The sequence below is a fragment of the Paraburkholderia panacisoli genome, from assembly GCF_008369935.1.
Taxonomy (GTDB): domain Bacteria; phylum Pseudomonadota; class Gammaproteobacteria; order Burkholderiales; family Burkholderiaceae; genus Paraburkholderia; species Paraburkholderia panacisoli.
In genome coordinates, this window is sequence record NZ_VTUZ01000026.1 from 62,015 (window position 1) to 77,942 (window position 15,928).

Here is a 15,928-nt window from a genome sequence, read left to right on the forward strand (position 1 = left end):
CCCGCTAGCCTCAGGCTCGCGGGGTTTTTTGTTGCCACAACCCTACCCCGCTCGTCAGCGAGTCGCCGCAAGCGCCTTCTGCTGCGCGAGGCGCAACGCTTCGATCGGGGTCATCGGCGCCGGCCCGGCACTCGCCGTTGTCTGTTGCGCGCTCCGACTGGCGACGCCTTGCTCATTTACCGCAGGCGCCGCGCGCTCCGCCTCCACCGCCTGACGATTCGCCACCGCGCCGCGCCCCTCCGCCGCCCCGGCCAGCAACCCATTCGCCCGCGCCACCTCGTCCAGGTCCAATGTCGCCGTCGCGGCCTTGAGCTGCAGCAACGCCACAATCGCCGTATAGCGCGCCCGAATCAGATCGCGACGACCCGTGTAAAACGAATCCGCTGCCCGCAGCACATCGGTGCTCGTGCGGCTGCCCACCTTGTAGCCCGCCTGCGTCGCGCTCAACGCGGCCCGCGAGGTCTGCGCGACGCGCATCAACCCTTCGACCCGCGTCACGCCGTCATGAAAGCGCGACCAGTTCTCCCGCGCGGTCGCGCCCGCTACTCGAGTTGCGCCAAGCAGTTCTTCCACCGCCTTGTCCTCGAGTGCCCGCGTCTCGTCGATGATCGCGTCCGTCTCGCCCCCCTCGAAAAGTGGAATCGTCACCGACAACATCGCGGTCGTGGTGGTGGTCGGACGGGCGAAGCCGGAGGCCGCGCCGGCCGGCGTATGGTTCGCCGTCAAATTCACGACCGGCAGATTCCTGGCGCGCGCCTTCTCCACTTCAAATTGAGCGATCCGCCGGTCGATCTGCTTCAACTGCACCATGTAGTCGTGCGCTTCAGCCCGCGTGACCCAGCTATCCCGGTCGTCGGGACTAAGGTGCGGCATGAGCGCGGAGTCCGACAAATGCGACAGTCCCGCAAACGGCTCACCCGTGATCTGTTCCAGCGCCAGGCGCCGAAGTCGCAAATCGCTGCGGGCATCGGTCTGCTGCAGCCGGGCCTGCTCGCGCGCCGCTTCGGCGTCCCGCAAGTCGATCACGGTCGCCTCGCCCGCCGCCTGCCTGCGCTGCAACCGCTCGATATGCTGTTCGAGCGCGAGCGTGTAGTCATCGGCGCGCGCCAGTTCGTCTTCGGCGGCGAGTTCGTCGAAGTACGCGCGCACCGCTTGCAGGATGGCCCGTTGCTGAGCGCGCGCAGCGTCGAGCGCGCCGCGCGCGTTGACAAAGTCGGCCTGGCGGTATGTAGTCCAGCGGCTCCAGTCGAAGACCGGCTGCGTCAGCGTGACGGTCCACCCGTTTTGCCAGTAGCTGTCGCTCGGAAGGCCTTCGATGGAGGTTCGGTTGTACGCGCGCCCCCAACCGCCCGACAGTTGCGGCAGCAATGCCGCGCGGGCCTTCGGCACTGCCAGCCGCGCGGCCCTCGAGCCTGCGCGCGACGCCGCCAGGTCCGCGTCGTGAGCGACCGCCTGCTCGGCGACCGTGAGCAGGTCGACGGCCGCCGCGGTGCTCGCGTGAGTGACGCTGGCGAGCGCGATCAGCAAGCCCGGCACCATCCGCCTATTCATCGACGACCGCTTCCGCACTCGCCTCGCACAGCAGCTCGCCGTCGACCAACCGATAACGCGTATCGAACGCGGCGGCGAGCGACATGTCGTGCGTAATCACCACGACGGTCCGCTCGATCCGCCGCAGCAACGCGACGATCTTGCGCACCGACGCGGGATCGAGATTCGACGTCGGTTCGTCGAGCAGCAGCAGTTGGCGTTGCTGGTAAAGCGCCCGCGCGAGCAGCAAACGCTGCCGCTGGCCAGCGGAAATATTCGCGATCGTGTCGCTGATCACGGTGCGGGTGCGCATAGGCAGGCGCATCACGTCCGGCAGCAGGCCGACCTCGTCGAGCAACGCGTGAATGCGCGCTTCGTCCACGTTGCCGGCAAAGAGCGACACGTTATCCGCAATCGAACCGTGCAGAATCAGATCGCCCTGCCGCATATGAACGGCATGCCGGCGGATTTCGTCGACGGTGAGATTGGGCCACGCGATCCCGTTCAGCAGGATCTCGCCTTCCTGAAGCTGTTCGGCCGCGGCGAGCAGCTTGAACAGCGTGGACTTGCCGCTACCCGACGCGCCGGTGATCACGATCTTGTCGCCCTTGCGAATCACGACGTTCGCGTGCTTGAGCACCGGCTGGTCCGACACACCGTAGCGGAACGTGACGTCGCGCACGTCGATACGCTCGAAGCTGCGCACCTCGACGGTCTTGTGCACATCGGCCGGCGGCGTGTAGCGCTCCGCTTCGCCGTCGACGATATCGCCGACCCGCGCGACCGGCACGCTCAGCATGAAATACTCGAAGGCCGCGTTGATCGAGCGCGCGAATCGCTCCGACAGCAACGACTTGTAGATCAGAAACGAATAGAACACGCCCACCGAGATCGCGCCGCCGAGCATCAGGCGCGCGGCAAACCAGGTGATCGCGATCATGTCGGCGTAGTTGACGAGCTTGAGGATCGCGTCGCGCGCGCTGCCGAGGCGGCTGTTGTGCACGACCGCCGCGAAATACGCGCGGTACTTCGCCATGAAGATCGCGGTGCGCCGCGTCTCGCCCTGCGACAGCTTGATTAGCGACGCGCCGCGAATCGTCTCGATCAGCGTGTCGTCGCAACGCGCCGACTCTTCGAGCACGAGCGTGTGCGTGTCGCGCATCCGCGTGAAGAGCGCGAACGACACCACCACGTAGAGCACGAAAACCAGCAGCGCGATCAGCGTCAGTTGTGGGCTTTGCACCAGCATCAGCGCCAGCGCGAGCAGGCCGACGACCAGGTCGATGCCGAGCGCGATCATGGTGCGGGTCGCGTACACGCTGATCTCGTCCTGCGCCTTCACGCGCGCGAACAGATCGCCGACGTGACGCTTCTCGAAGTACGGGATCGGATTGCTCAGCAGTTTCGCCAGCAGGCCCTCGGTCATGTTCATCTGCACGAGGCCGTGCAACAGTTCGACGAGGTAGGTCTCGATGTACTGGCTCAGCGCGCCGACGATGAAGATGCCGGAGAACGTCAGCACCAGCACGTTAAGAAGATTCAGGTTGTCAGCGGCGACTACGTCGTCGAGCACCAGATTGCCGAGATAGGGCATCGCGAGAATCGCGAACTGGCTGCCGAGCGCGATGAACATCACCTTGGCGATCTGCGCGTTGAGCTGCGGATTCAGCGCGCGCACCCGCGCGAGCGCCGCCGGCACGCGCGACTTGTTGCGGATGCGCGGCATCGTCGCAGTCGGCGCGCATTCGAGCAGGTAGCCGGACACGTTGGCGACGAAGGTGTCCATCGAAATGCGCCGCCGGCCGGTCGCCGGATCGATCACTTGCACATAGCCGCGCCCGTACTTCTCGAACACGACGAAATGCGCGCCGCCGAAATGCATGATCGACCCGCGTTTGACGCTCGCCAGATCGCCGCTGCCGAAACGGTAGGCCTGCACCGCCAGCCCGAACTCGACGGCGACGTCGTACAGGTCCATCAACGACAATCCGTTCGCCGAGACCGGCCTGAACGCCTGCAACTCGCGCACTTCGGTCGCCCGGCCGAAGTGCGACAGCACCATCGCCAGACAGGCGTAACCGCATTCGGCGACTTCGTTCTGATAGATCGCGCGCACCGTCAACCTCGCAGCACGCGGAACAGTGGCGCGAGCACCCATTCGGCGATGGTGCGGCGCTCGATCACGATACTCGCCGTCGCAACCATGCCCGGCAGAATGTCGAAGCGCTGGCGCTCGAAGTTGAATGTGTCGCCGCTCAGCGTGGCCCATGCCATGTAATCGCCCTCGGCACTGCGCGGCTCGGAGGCGCCCGCCGGCGACATCGGCGAGCGCACGGTGGTGCGGGAAATCGAGTCGATCCGCGCCGGGTAGCTGCCGAATTTCGCGTACGGAAACGCATCGAACTTGAGCCGCACGATCTGCCCTTCGCGCACGAAGCCGCGCCGCCGCGACGGAATGCGCAGCGCGGCGCGCAGCGCTCCCTTCTCGCCGGTCGAGATGACGAGCGCGACGTCGTCCGGCGCAAGGGTGCGCCCCGGCACCAGTCCGGAATAGGTCACGACGCCCGCTTTCGGCGCGGAAATCGTTGCGTCCTGACGGGTCTGTTCGAAGCGCATGCGAATGTCCTGCAACTCGCGCGCGTGGCGCGCATCCAGTTCGTTGAGCTGGGCGCCGAGGCCCGTTTGGCTGCTCAGCGCGGCACCGAGATCCGCCGCGAGCTGCTGACGACGCGCGGCGCTTTGCGCAAGAGCAACCTTCGCCTGATGCGTATCCCCGCTCGCCTGCTCGATCCGGTCGGCGGTGATGTAGTCGGCCACCGACTCCAGCCGCGCGAGCTTGCGGCTGGCCTCGGCGGAGAGCGCGCGGTTTTGCGCCAACTGCTCGTCGAGCGCGGCGATTTCCGCGCGCCGGCTCTGTGCGGCGAGCCGCGCGGCATCGCGTTGCGCGCTCAGATCAGCCTTGCGCTGAAGGTACTGCGCGTCGCTCGTGCGGATCTGCTCATCGCGATCGTGTTCGTCGAAAGCCTTGCGTTGCAGACCGTTGCTCGCGAGCGAGAAATCGCGGTCGAGACGAAACAGCGGCTCGCCCTGCGCCACGCGCGACGCGCGGCTCACGTAGATATCCGACACGAGGCCGCTCAACCCTTGAATCTTGATTTCGGCCGGCGACACGATTTCGGCGCGCACGTCCTGCTTCAATTCGACATCGTGAACGAACGCGAAGACGATCGCGACGGCCACGAGCGTGGAAGTCGCATACGCGATCCAGCGCCATGAGACGTCCCTGAACTGGGGAAGATTGATGGGTTCCATAGCGTCATTGCCGCCGGTTGGCAACCGGCACTGTGTCTGTCCGCCTGAGGCGGGCGTACTGCCGTGCGGCTGGATTGCCTCACGGATAAGCGTCTAGCGGGTCGGCGCGAACGCGTACATCGACGGATGTCCTGCGACAAGCCAGTCGCGATAGTTGTCGACCACCGCTGTTTCGATACACGTGGCGAGCCGTTGCGGAGCGTCCGGATCGGCGAGCGGCAACGGCTCGAACAATTCGCCGCTGAACCGCCCGCGCTTGAAACGCAAATAGAACGGCAGCAGCACGGCATCGAACGGTGCGCCCAGCCGGAACACGCCGTTATGGATGCGCGCGTCGCGTCCGAATATCGACACGCCGACTGTCTCCATCGGGTAGCGGTGCAGCGTGAAGGGCGGCACATCGGCGAACAGCACCGCGACGCCGTTGCGTCTCAACGTTCGGGCCACCCGCAGGCCCAGCCCGTTGCGGTCGCCGTCGCCGTACGTGTAGAGCACGGTCACGCTGGGGATCAAGGTCTGGTCGTCGCCATACATGTCGCGCGGCACGCCGGACACCACCGAAATCGATTCGAGCCCGAGCACTTCGCGCAGTTCGTCGATCACATAAATGTTTGCGTATTGCGATACGTAGTGAAACGGCGACACGATGACGGGCCGCCCCGGCACCTCGGCCTGCAGTTGGCGGACTTTCCTGGCAAGCGTTGCCGCGACGCCTTGCAGATCCGGCCATGCTTCGCTGCCGCGCGACAGCCTGCCGTAATAGATCCGCTGGTCGATCAGGCTTTCGCGCAGGCTGCCGGACGACACGTGGGTTGCGTTGAACGGCGGCAACCCCAGAACGTCACGGCCGATCTCGCAGCGCGCAATGCCGTTCCAGCGCGTGCGCGCGTCGACGAGACTGTGGATTCTCCACACGGCAGCGGCGAATGGTTCGATTGCCGAAGCCGGCATGCGGGCGATCAACCCGCTTTGCAGTCCGCGCCTTGCGTGCGTAAATCTGATGCGCATCGAAGCCAGCATGACTGACGCGGTGGCCCACGACCCCATGTTTCACTCCACGTTGATGCTTTGGACCGGGGAGGTCCCCATGAGGACTTCCCCGGCATGCCAGACTATTACGCCCTAACGACGGCCTTCACCGGCGTGGCTACTACCGGCGCCGGCTTGGTGGCGGTCTTGCAGCAGCCACCAGCAACAGTGGATTTAGCCAGTTCGTTGCGATTGATCTTTTGCATTTCACGTTCCTTTTTAGTGGTTAAACAGATTAGCTCGTCAGCAATTCCCCGCCTCACTGAGCGACGCAATCCTAGCATTGAAAATTATTCAGATATCGTAATTTTCTTTATTTTACACATTTCATTTTATTTTTTATAAAACGTGCGCTGCCCGCTTGAATTGGCACACAAGCCCGACGTAGTTTCTCTGTTCCGATACAGACCTCTAGCCCCTCTCAAATCGCCGCCCCGAGCCCTACCAGAAGGAAATCCAGCTTTTTAGCCGCCCATTCAAACGATATTTTTCCTCAAACAATAAATTAACCATCTGCTCCACAAAATCGCACTTCCAAATAAGCCCACAAATATGAAAATCCGCAATAATAAATATCCCACGCTCCAAGCAGAAATTTCCCAAATTTCTCCGGATAATTCGCATTGGTCAATAATCACTCATTTTAATTTCACCACTAGAATCGACTCACCTCACCAGGGATCACCCCGACCCGCGGAATATTCACCCGCCCGCATGCGTTTATGGGTGGCAGGCGAACGGCAGCCAGCGAGTGCCCGCCTGCTGCCTATACTCCAACCACACGTTGTCAATTCAGGAGCCCGCATCATGCGCAAGACGATCCTCTTCCTCGCCCCGCTCGCGCTGGTTGCGCTGCAACAGAGCGCGTTTGCCGATCCGCCGAAGGTGAACAACGGCCGCTTCGTCAATGCGGACGGCATGACGCTCTACACGTTCGACAAGGACACCACGCCCGGCGTGAGCGCCTGCACCGGCGGCTGCATGAGCAACTGGCCGGCGGCGACGGCCAGCCCGGCAGACAAGCCGTCAGGCGACTGGACGCTGATTCCGAGCGCCGACGGCAAGCAGCAATGGGCGTACAAGGGCCATCCGCTGTATCGCTACGCGGCGGACAAGCAGGCGGGGGATGCGAAGGGAGACGGCTTCAAGGACATGTGGCACACGGCCAAGCCTTGAGCGCCAGCCGGTGGGTTGCACACCGGCCGTCAAACAGCGGCGCCCGCGTCACGCCGGCGCCGCTGCGAGTGGGATGTCACTCGTCTTTAGGGCACTGCAGATTGCAGCCGTTCGGGTCGCCAAGGTCGCCGCGCTTGCGCCTGGCCGACGTATTGCCGTGTTGATACTTGTCCGAAGGCGCCGACGCGGCGAACGGCATTTGCGGATGCTCGGCCAGGCGGAACTCGTCCTGCAGGATGCCGCCTGGCACGCCGGGCGAATTCTGCGCGAAGGCAAGCGGAGTGGTGGCGAGCAGTACACCCGCCGTCGCGGCGGCGGCACATGCGTTTAGAAGAACTTTCATATCGATTCTGCCGCGGCGTGGCGCGCGGTCAAGGCGGGAACGGAAGCTGAGAGATTAGCCGAAACGGAAGCGATCCGCAGCGGCACGTGCAGCGCGAAGTTTACAGCCTCTTACTGCAGCCCACTCACCGCGGTTTTTACTGCACCGCATCAGCGCGGTTCGCCGAGGCCCGCCGCGAGATCGACCAGCTTCCCGCAGTCGCGTGGATCATAGCCTTCCAGATGTTCGACGCTGTGCAAAAACGCGCTGCCGCGCAGCAACGAGATGACTTCGGCGAGCGGTGCGCGTTCGAGATTCGCGCGGTCGCATGCGAAGTAATAATCCTCGTCGACGACCGGAATGAAGTCGAGCCCGAAGTGATGCGCCGCGGGCTCCACGCCGAAACCCACGTCCGCCATCCCGCTCGCGACGAACGCCGCGATCGCCGAATGCGTGAGTTCGGTCGACGCATAGCCGTTGACCCGATCCGGATCCACGCCGAGCTGGCGCAGTGCGAGATCGAGCAGCATGCGCGTGCCGGAGCCGGGCTGACGATTGACGAAGCGAATGTCGTCGCGCGCGAGATCGCGCAGGCCGGCGATCCGCTTCGGATTTCCCTTGCCGATGAACAGCCCCTGCTTGCGCCGCGTGAGATGCAAGAGCACATGACGCTGCGGATCGAGCCAGCGCCGGTAGGTATCGGCGCAGACCGCGCGGAATTCGCCGAGCGGCAGGTGAAAGCCAGCCAGATCGCATTCGCCGCGCGCCAGTGCGCTGACCGCGTCCGCGCTGTCGCGGTACTTGATGTCGACTGGCAGATCGTTCGCCACCAGCGCCGTCACCAGCGCCGCCACCGCGTAACCGTGCGACGCGTGGATGCGCACGTCGTCGGCGGGCGAAGCAAGCCAGCGGTTCAGGTCGCTTGCCACTTCGCTCGCGAGCGCCTGCATGTTGCCGTTCAGCCGCTCGCCGCACAGGCGCTGCGCCCGCAACACCGCCTGCCCGAGTTCGGAGAGCACCGAGCCGCGTCCGCGCTCCTTCGCGATCAGCGGACCGCCCAGACGCTCTTCGATGCTGCGCAGCAAACCCCATGCGTGGCGGTAGGACAAACCCTTAAGCGTTGCCGCCTGCGCGATGCTGCCGGATTCGTCGACGAGCGCGAGCAGCGGCACCACGTCCGACAGGCTTGCCTCGCGGCCGTCCACGCCCTTCACCACCAACTGCGCCTGACATTCGATCCTGATCATATATGTTCAACTCTTTCCTATTGCGCGCGCCGATTCACCCGCCTATCGTTCGCCTATCCTATATTTAATAAACGAAGCATACGTGCACGCATTATGAATAACAAGTGCATATATGACCTCGAAGGAGCCCCCTTTTGGACGAATCACTCGCCATCGCGCCCGATCAGCTCGTGCAGACTCACGCACGGCCGGGCATGTCGCTGCTCGCAGTGCTGCACGCGATTCAGGACGAACTCGGCTACGTGCCCCCGGCCGCGGTTGCGCCGCTCGCGCGTGCGCTGAACCTGTCGCGCGCCGAAGTGCACGGCGTCATCACCTACTACCACCACTTCCGCAGCGAGCCGGCCGCGCCGGTCACCGTGCAACTGTGCCGCGCGGAAGCGTGCCGCAGCATGGGCACCGAAGCGCTCGCGCAGCACATCGAGGCGCACACCGGCTGCCGCTTCGACGCCGGGCATCAGCATGGCGCGACGGTGGAGCTGGAATCGGTGTATTGCCTCGGCCAATGCGCGCTGTCGCCGGCACTGATGCTCAACGGCACGCTGCACGCCAAGGTCACGCCGCAGAAGTTCGACGCGATCTTCGCCGCGGCAAGCAAATGCGTGGAGGTGACGGCATGACCCGCATCTACGTTCCCTGCGATTCGTCGGCGCTCGCGCTCGGCGCCGACGCGCTGGCCCAGGCTATTCAAACTGAAGCCACGCGCCGCGGTGTCGAGATCGAACTGGTTCGCAACGGCTCGCGCGGCCTGTTGTGGCTCGAACCGCTGGTCGAAGTCGCGACTGCCGAAGGTCGCGTCGGCTACGCGAACGTCGAAGCGCACGACGTGGCGGCCCTCTTCGATGCCGGCTTCGTCGAAGGCGGCGAGCATGCGCGGCGCGTCGGCGTGGTCGACGAGATTCCGTATCTGAAGAAGCAGCAGCGCCTGACCTTCGCGCGCATCGGCATCACCGATCCGCTCTCCATCGACGACTACCTCGCGCACGGCGGCCTCGAAGGCTTGCGCCGCGCGCTGCAAACCGACGGCGACGCCGCCTGCGAAACGTTGATCGAATCCGGTCTGCGCGGGCGTGGCGGCGCGGCCTTCCCCGCCGGCATCAAATGGCGCACGGTGCGCGGCGCGCAGGCGGCGCAGAAGTACATCGTCTGCAACGCCGACGAAGGCGACTCGGGCACCTTCTCGGATCGCCTCGTGATGGAAAGCGATCCGTACATGCTGATCGAAGGGATGCTGATCGCGGGCGTCGTGACCGGCGCGACGGTCGGCTACATTTACGTGCGCAGCGAGTACCCGCACTCGATCGCGACGCTCGAAGCGGCCATCGCCCGCGCGCGCGCCGCCGGCTGGCTCGGCGACAGCGTGCTCGGCTCGCAGGCGCATCGCTTCGAACTGTTCGTCGCGAAGGGCGCGGGGTCATACGTATGCGGCGAGGAAACGGCGCTGCTCGAATCGCTCGAAGGCAAGCGCGGCATCGTGCGCGCGAAACCGCCGGTGCCGGCGCTCGCGGGCCTGTTCGGCCAGCCGACGGTGATCAACAACGTGATCACGCTCGCCACCGTGCCGGTCATCTTCGCGCGCGGCGCGGCGTTCTACAAGGACTACGGCATGGGCCGCTCGCGCGGCACGCTGCCGTTCCAGCTCGCCGGCAACGTCAAGCAAGGCGGCCTCGTCGAACTCGCGTTCGGCGTGACGCTGCGCGAATTGCTGTACGACTACGGCGGCGGCACGGCGAGCGGCCGGCCGGCGCGCGCGGTGCAGGTGGGCGGCCCGCTCGGCACCTATCTGCCGCAAAGCCAGTGGGACATTCCGATGGACTACGAGGCGTATGCGGCCGTCGGCGCGGTGGTCGGCCACGGCGGTCTGGTCGTGCATGACGACACGTCGAATCTTGCCGAACTCGCGCAGTACGCGATGCACTTCTGCGCGATCGAATCGTGCGGCAAGTGCACACCGTGCCGGATCGGCTCGACGCGCGGCGTCGAAGTGATCGGCCGGATTCGCAACGGCGACACGTCCACGCGCCAGGTGCAATTGCTGCGCGATCTGTGCGACACGATGGTGTCCGGCTCGCTGTGCGCGATGGGCGGCATGACGCCGTTCCCGGTGCTGTCCGCACTCGACCATTTCCCCGAAGACTTCGGTCTCGCCGACGTAACTCATCACGCGCCCAAAGCGGCCGCGGCCTGACCCAGGAGCCCACCATGTCCGACGTGATCAACTCCCCCACCGGCGGCTGCGGCTCCGGCAATTGCGCGTGCAAGTCGCAGGCGCAACAACGCGCAAGCCGCTCGTTCTTCGACGACACCGACTACGGGACGCCCGCGCGTCACGCGGACGTCGACGTCACGCTCGAAATCGACGGCCAGGCGGTGACGGTCCCCGCCGGCACTTCGGTGATGCGCGCCGCCGCCGAAGCCGGCGTCAACGTGCCGAAGCTGTGCGCGACCGATTCCCTCGAACCGTTCGGCTCGTGCCGCCTGTGCCTCGTCGAAATCGAAGGCCGGCGCGGCTATCCGGCGTCGTGCACGACGCCGGTCGAAGCGGGCATGAAGGTCCGCACGCAAACCGATCGTCTGCAATCGCTGCGCCGCAACGTGATGGAGTTGTATATCTCCGATCACCCGCTCGACTGCCTCACCTGCCCCGCCAACGGCGACTGCGAACTGCAGGACATGGCGGGCGTGACCGGCCTGCGTGAAGTGCGCTACGGCTTCGACGGCGCAAACCACCTGAAGGACAAGAAGGACGAGTCGAACCCGTACTTCACCTACGACCCGTCGAAGTGCATCGTCTGCAATCGCTGCGTGCGCGCGTGCGAGGAAACCCAGGGGACGTTCGCGCTGACCATCGCGGCGCGCGGGTTCGAATCGCGCGTGGCGGCCAGCGAAAACCAGCCGTTCATGGAATCGGAGTGCGTGTCGTGCGGCGCGTGCGTCGCCGCGTGCCCGACCGCGACGCTGCAGGAAAAGTCCGTGATCATGCTCGGCCAGCCCGAGCATTCGGCCATCACCACCTGTGCGTATTGCGGCGTCGGCTGCTCGTTCAAGGCGGAGATGAAGGGCAACCAGGTGGTGCGGATGGTGCCGTACAAGAACGGTCAGGCCAACGAAGGCCACGCGTGCGTGAAGGGCCGCTTCGCGTGGGGCTATGCGACGCATAAGGACCGCATCACGAAACCGATGATCCGCGCGAAGATCACCGACCCGTGGCGCGAAGTCAGCTGGGAAGAAGCGATCGCTTACGCCGCGTCGGAGTTCCGCCGCATTCAGGCGAAGCATGGGCGCGATTCGATCGGCGGCATTACGTCGTCGCGCTGCACGAACGAAGAAACCTATCTGGTGCAGAAGCTCGTGCGCGCCGCGTTCGGCAACAACAACGTCGACACCTGTGCGCGCGTGTGCCACTCGCCGACCGGCTATGGGTTGAAGACGACGCTCGGCGAATCGGCGGGCACGCAGACCTTCGCGTCGGTCGACAAGTCCGACGTCATCATGGTGATCGGCGCGAATCCGACCGACGGGCATCCGGTGTTCGGCTCGCGTCTGAAGCGCCGCGTGCGCGAAGGCGCGAAGCTGATCGTCGTCGATCCGCGGCGCATCGATATCGTCGATACGGCGCACGTGAAGGCGTCGCATCACCTGCAATTGCGGCCGGGTACCAACGTGGCGATCGTGAACGCGCTCGCGCATGTGATCGTCACCGAGGGCCTAGTGGACGAAGCATTCGTCGCCGAGCGCTGCGAAACGCGTGCGTTCGAGCAGTGGCGCGATTTCGTCGCGCTGCCGGAGAACGCGCCGGAAGCCACCGAAGCGCTAACCGGCGTGCCGGCCCAGCAAGTGCGCGAAGCCGCCCGCCTCTATGCGAGCGGCGGCACTCCCAACGGGACGTCCAGAGGTAACGCCGCGATCTATTACGGCCTGGGCGTCACCGAACACGCGCAAGGCTCGACGATGGTGATGGGCATCGCCAACCTCGCGATGGCGACCGGCAACGTCGGCCGCGAAGGCGTCGGCGTGAATCCGCTGCGCGGCCAGAACAACGTGCAGGGTTCGTGCGACATGGGCTCGTTCCCGCACGAACTGCCGGGCTACCGCCATATCAGCGACACAATCACGCGCACGCTGTTCGAAGAGGCGTGGAACGTCACGCTGCAGCCGGAACCCGGCCTGCGCATTCCGAACATGTTCGACGCCGCGGTCCATGGCACCTTCAAGGGTCTCTATTGCCAGGGCGAGGACATCGTGCAATCGGACCCGAACACGCATCATGTGTCGGCGGCGCTGTCGTCGATGGAATGCATCGTCGTGCAGGACATCTTCCTCAACGAGACCGCCAAGTACGCGCACGTGCTGCTGCCCGGTTCGTCGTTCCTCGAAAAGGACGGCACCTTCACCAACGCGGAGCGCCGCATTTCGCGGGTGCGCAAGGTGATGCCGCCGATCCCGGGCTACGCCGACTGGGAAGTCACGGTGCTGCTCTCGCGCGCGCTCGGCTACGAGATGGACTACACGCATCCGTCGCAGATCATGGACGAGATCGCGCGTCTCACGCCGACTTTCCACGGCGTGTCATACCGCAAGATCGACGAGCTCGGCAGCATCCAATGGCCCTGCAATGAGGACGCGCCGGACGGCACGCCGACCATGCACGTCGATGCCTTCGTGCGCGGCAAGGGCCGGTTCGTGATCACGAAGTTCATCGCATCGCCGGAAAAGGTCACGCGCAAATTCCCGCTGCTGCTCACGACCGGCCGCATCCTGTCGCAGTACAACGTGGGCGCGCAAACGCGCCGCACCGAGAACTCGCGCTGGCACGACGAAGACCGGCTCGAACTGCATCCGCACGACGCCGAGGAACGTGGCATCAAAACCGGCGACTGGGTCGGCATCGAATCGCGTGCGGGACAGACCGTGTTGCGCGCGAAGGTGACCGAGCGGATGCAGCCGGGCGTGGTCTACACCACGTTCCACTTTCCCGAGTCGGGCGCGAACGTGATCACCACCGATAGTTCGGACTGGGCGACCAACTGTCCGGAATACAAGGTGACCGCGGTGCAGGTGACGCCGGTCGAACAACCGTCGCAGTGGCAGCAGGACTATTCGCGCTTCAATACCGAACAGCTCGATCTGCTGAAGCAGCGCGAACTGGCCAACGCTACGTCAGGCAAGTGAGGCGACGATGGACACTGAAAATCTGATCGACATGGCGAACCGCATCGGCGACTTCTTCGATTCGATGCCGGACCGCGAAGAGGCGCTCGCCGGCGTCGCCGATCATATCCGCCGCTTCTGGGAACCGCGCATGCGCCGCGCGCTGCTGGCGACGCTCGACGATGCACCGGACGCGCACGCAACCGCGATGTCGGATTTCGTGAGGGAAGCGCTGCTCAAACATCGCGAACGGTTGATGCCTGCCGCGGTGGCGTCATAAACAGGCGGCGCGCTGGCGGTTCGCACCGCTCGCGCGCCCCGTTGCTTCACGCAGCGCTTGGATCACACAGTCAACGATCGGAAGCACGACTCGAAGGCCGCCGGCATCACAGCGCGGCCTGCTCCGGTATCTCGCCGCCCACCGTGTACCACGCTTCGCAATGCCTCAGCAGCCCGAGCAGATCGGAGCCGGTACGCCCGCGCGCGCTGATATATCCGTCAGGCCGCACCAGATAGAACGACGGCCGCGTGCGTCCATACGATTCGGAGAGCGGCGGGCCCCCGTCGCCGGTCGTATCGGTGATGCGCCAGATCCGCACCGCGCCCGGCAACAGCCGCTCGACCTCGGCGGTGAGCCGCTCCAGCTCCGCGTCCGGCGGCGGCGCATGTTTCGCGGCCGGATCGAGCGGCGTATCGTCGACGGGCAGCGGCGGCACCAGCAGAAACAGCGAGAAGAACGCCGGATCGTGCAAATCGAAAAGACAGCCGACACCCGGCGCGCGCCCAAGCGGTCCGTCCACCACATGCACCAGCGCATCGGGCGCGCGTTCGCCGGCGCGCGGGCCGCCGTCGAGCACCCGTTCAAGCGTGAGCGGACTGCGCCGGTACTGGATCGACAACTCGCTGATGGTCAGACGCGCGGCATCGCGCAGCGGACCGAGCGCGGCCAGCACCGGCATCACGCGCTCGCGCAGCAGCTTCAGCGGCCCATGATCGGCTTCGGCCATCTGTGTGATGAAGCCGGTCTGGCGCAGCACGTCGCGCTCGATCGGATGCCGTTCGAGGTGGTAGGTGTCGAGCAGGCGGTCCGGCGCCGCGCCCTTCAGCACGCGCGCGAGCTTCCAGCCTAGATTGAACGCTTCCTGAATGCCGGTGTTCATTCCTTGGGCGCCGGCCGGACTGTGCACGTGCGCGGCGTCGCCGGCAAGGAAGAGGCGGCCGACACGCAGCCGGTCCACCATCCGGCTATTCAAATGGAAATACGACGACCAGGCCAGCTCGGACACGTCGACACGCTCGCGCACGCGCCGCGCGATCAAGGCCTTGCATTGGTCCAGCGTCGGCGCCGGCACCTGGTCGAGCGGCGGCTCGCCCAGCACCGCGGGGGTCGGGGGCGCAGCGACGGCGCGCGGCTCCACCGCATGATCCGCGATCAGCCGATGGCGGCCGTGACCCATCGGAAACAGTGCCACCAGGCCCTCGCCCGACGCGAAGATATGGAACTCGTCTTCGGGCCAATCGGTTTCGGCGTGCAGATCGGCAAGCAGGAAAGTCTGCTCGAAAGTCTTGCCCTCGAAGTTCAGACCCAGCCGATGACGGATCGAACTATGCGCACCGTCGGCGGCGATCATGTAAGAGGGGCGCAGCGTCTCGGTGTGGCCGTCCGCGCGACGCAGCGTCGCCTGGATGCTCGCGGAGCCTTGCGAGAACATCGTCAGTTCGGTGCCGCGCTCGACCTGCACGCCGAAGGTCGCGAGATGCTCGGTGAGCAGACGCTCGGTTACGGACTGATCGAGAAACAGCAGATACGGATAGCGCGTGTGCAGCGGGTCGAAATCGAGTTGCGCGAGACGCATGCCGTTGGAAAACAGATTGGCGATGCGCGCGCGATGCCCGAGTGCGAGAAACGGTTCGATCAGCCGATGCTGTTCGAGCAGTTCGAGCGTGCGCGCCTGAATGCCGATGGCCCGTGAATACGGGTTCGGCTGCAGCGCTTTGTCGATCAGACGCACGGGGATGTGGGCACGCGCCAGACTCATCGCCGCCGCAAGTCCGGTGGGACCCGCGCCGACGATCAGCACCGGCGCATCGTATGCAGCAGCGTCCATGCGGCACTCCGGAGGCAACAATGCGCTCTAGTGTACGCCGCCGATAATTCAGT

12 protein-coding genes are annotated in these 15,928 nt (G+C 65.2%); 5 read left to right on the forward strand and 7 right to left on the reverse strand.

Annotated elements, in window-relative coordinates:
• Positions 1 to 54: 54 nt before the first annotated feature.
• From FVF58_RS31275 to FVF58_RS31290, 4 genes are all read right to left on the reverse strand, one after another.
• Positions 55 to 1,551, reverse strand: coding sequence for a TolC family protein (locus tag FVF58_RS31275; protein WP_149673636.1), 1,497 nt, complete (start codon positions 1,549 to 1,551; stop codon positions 55 to 57).
• Positions 1,544 to 3,646 carry a peptidase domain-containing ABC transporter gene (locus FVF58_RS31280; protein WP_149673637.1) on the reverse strand — a complete coding sequence of 701 codons (2,103 nt, stop codon included), beginning with the start codon at positions 3,644 to 3,646 and terminating at the stop codon, positions 1,544 to 1,546. The genes FVF58_RS31275 and FVF58_RS31280 overlap by 8 nt, the downstream gene beginning before the upstream one ends.
• A gap of 2 nt (positions 3,647 to 3,648) precedes the next feature.
• Complete coding sequence (locus tag FVF58_RS31285; RefSeq protein WP_149673638.1) at positions 3,649 to 4,842, reverse strand: HlyD family secretion protein; 1,194 nt, start codon at positions 4,840 to 4,842, stop codon at positions 3,649 to 3,651.
• 93 nt (positions 4,843 to 4,935) lie between these two features.
• Positions 4,936 to 5,889, reverse strand: coding sequence for a lysophospholipid acyltransferase family protein (locus FVF58_RS31290; protein ID WP_246217248.1), 954 nt, complete (start codon positions 5,887 to 5,889; stop codon positions 4,936 to 4,938).
• 789 nt (positions 5,890 to 6,678) lie between these two features.
• Here FVF58_RS31290 and FVF58_RS31295 point away from each other — a divergent pair.
• On the forward strand, positions 6,679 to 7,047 hold the full coding sequence (locus FVF58_RS31295; RefSeq protein ID WP_149673639.1) for a COG4315 family predicted lipoprotein: 369 nt from the start codon (positions 6,679 to 6,681) through the stop codon (positions 7,045 to 7,047).
• A gap of 76 nt (positions 7,048 to 7,123) precedes the next feature.
• Here the strand turns inward: FVF58_RS31295 and FVF58_RS31300 are convergent, their stop codons facing one another.
• Both FVF58_RS31300 and FVF58_RS31305 read right to left on the reverse strand, forming a co-directional pair.
• A complete protein-coding gene (locus FVF58_RS31300) occupies positions 7,124 to 7,390 on the reverse strand; it encodes a hypothetical protein (RefSeq protein ID WP_149673640.1) in 267 nt (88 codons plus the stop codon).
• Positions 7,391 to 7,539: 149 nt separating this feature from the next.
• On the reverse strand, positions 7,540 to 8,616 hold the full coding sequence (locus FVF58_RS31305) for a substrate-binding domain-containing protein (RefSeq protein WP_149673641.1): 1,077 nt from the start codon (positions 8,614 to 8,616) through the stop codon (positions 7,540 to 7,542).
• Positions 8,617 to 8,750: 134 nt separating this feature from the next.
• On the opposite strand from FVF58_RS31305, the gene FVF58_RS31310 reads away from it, so the two are divergent.
• Genes FVF58_RS31310 through FVF58_RS31325 form a run of 4 tightly spaced genes read left to right on the forward strand, consistent with a single transcriptional unit; the run spans position 8,751 to position 14,047 of the window.
• Entirely contained in the window at positions 8,751 to 9,236 is a 486-nt protein-coding gene (locus FVF58_RS31310) for an NAD(P)H-dependent oxidoreductase subunit E (RefSeq protein ID WP_149673642.1), read from the forward strand.
• Positions 9,233 to 10,804 (forward strand): formate dehydrogenase beta subunit, encoded by a 1,572-nt coding sequence (locus FVF58_RS31315; protein WP_149673643.1) that lies wholly within the window; start codon positions 9,233 to 9,235, stop codon positions 10,802 to 10,804. The genes FVF58_RS31310 and FVF58_RS31315 overlap by 4 nt, the downstream gene beginning before the upstream one ends.
• A 14-nt stretch (positions 10,805 to 10,818) precedes the next feature.
• A complete protein-coding gene (gene fdhF / locus FVF58_RS31320) occupies positions 10,819 to 13,788 on the forward strand; it encodes a formate dehydrogenase subunit alpha (protein ID WP_149673644.1) in 2,970 nt (989 codons plus the stop codon).
• A gap of 7 nt (positions 13,789 to 13,795) precedes the next feature.
• Complete coding sequence (locus FVF58_RS31325) at positions 13,796 to 14,047, forward strand: formate dehydrogenase subunit delta (RefSeq protein ID WP_149673645.1); 252 nt, start codon at positions 13,796 to 13,798, stop codon at positions 14,045 to 14,047.
• Positions 14,048 to 14,153: 106 nt separating this feature from the next.
• Here the strand turns inward: FVF58_RS31325 and FVF58_RS31330 are convergent, their stop codons facing one another.
• Complete coding sequence (locus FVF58_RS31330; protein ID WP_149673646.1) at positions 14,154 to 15,875, reverse strand: FAD-dependent monooxygenase; 1,722 nt, start codon at positions 15,873 to 15,875, stop codon at positions 14,154 to 14,156.
• Positions 15,876 to 15,928: the final 53 nt, after the last annotated feature.

Bases quoted from the DNA above. Each gene is read 5' to 3' on its own strand.
- fdhF (WP_149673644.1), top strand. From the start codon at position 10,819: ATGTCCGACGTGATCAACTCCCCCACCGGCGGCTGCGGCTCCGGCAAT.
- FVF58_RS31295 (WP_149673639.1), top strand. From the start codon at position 6,679: ATGCGCAAGACGATCCTCTTCCTCGCCCCGCTCGCGCTGGTTGCGCTG.
- FVF58_RS31330 (WP_149673646.1), bottom strand. From the start codon at position 15,875: ATGGACGCTGCTGCATACGATGCGCCGGTGCTGATCGTCGGCGCGGGT.
- FVF58_RS31290 (WP_246217248.1), bottom strand. From the start codon at position 5,889: ATGGGGTCGTGGGCCACCGCGTCAGTCATGCTGGCTTCGATGCGCATC.
- FVF58_RS31305 (WP_149673641.1), bottom strand. From the start codon at position 8,616: ATGATCAGGATCGAATGTCAGGCGCAGTTGGTGGTGAAGGGCGTGGAC.
- FVF58_RS31275 (WP_149673636.1), bottom strand. From the start codon at position 1,551: ATGAATAGGCGGATGGTGCCGGGCTTGCTGATCGCGCTCGCCAGCGTC.
- FVF58_RS31285 (WP_149673638.1), bottom strand. From the start codon at position 4,842: ATGGAACCCATCAATCTTCCCCAGTTCAGGGACGTCTCATGGCGCTGG.
- FVF58_RS31325 (WP_149673645.1), top strand. From the start codon at position 13,796: ATGGACACTGAAAATCTGATCGACATGGCGAACCGCATCGGCGACTTC.
- FVF58_RS31315 (WP_149673643.1), top strand. From the start codon at position 9,233: ATGACCCGCATCTACGTTCCCTGCGATTCGTCGGCGCTCGCGCTCGGC.
- FVF58_RS31300 (WP_149673640.1), bottom strand. From the start codon at position 7,390: ATGAAAGTTCTTCTAAACGCATGTGCCGCCGCCGCGACGGCGGGTGTA.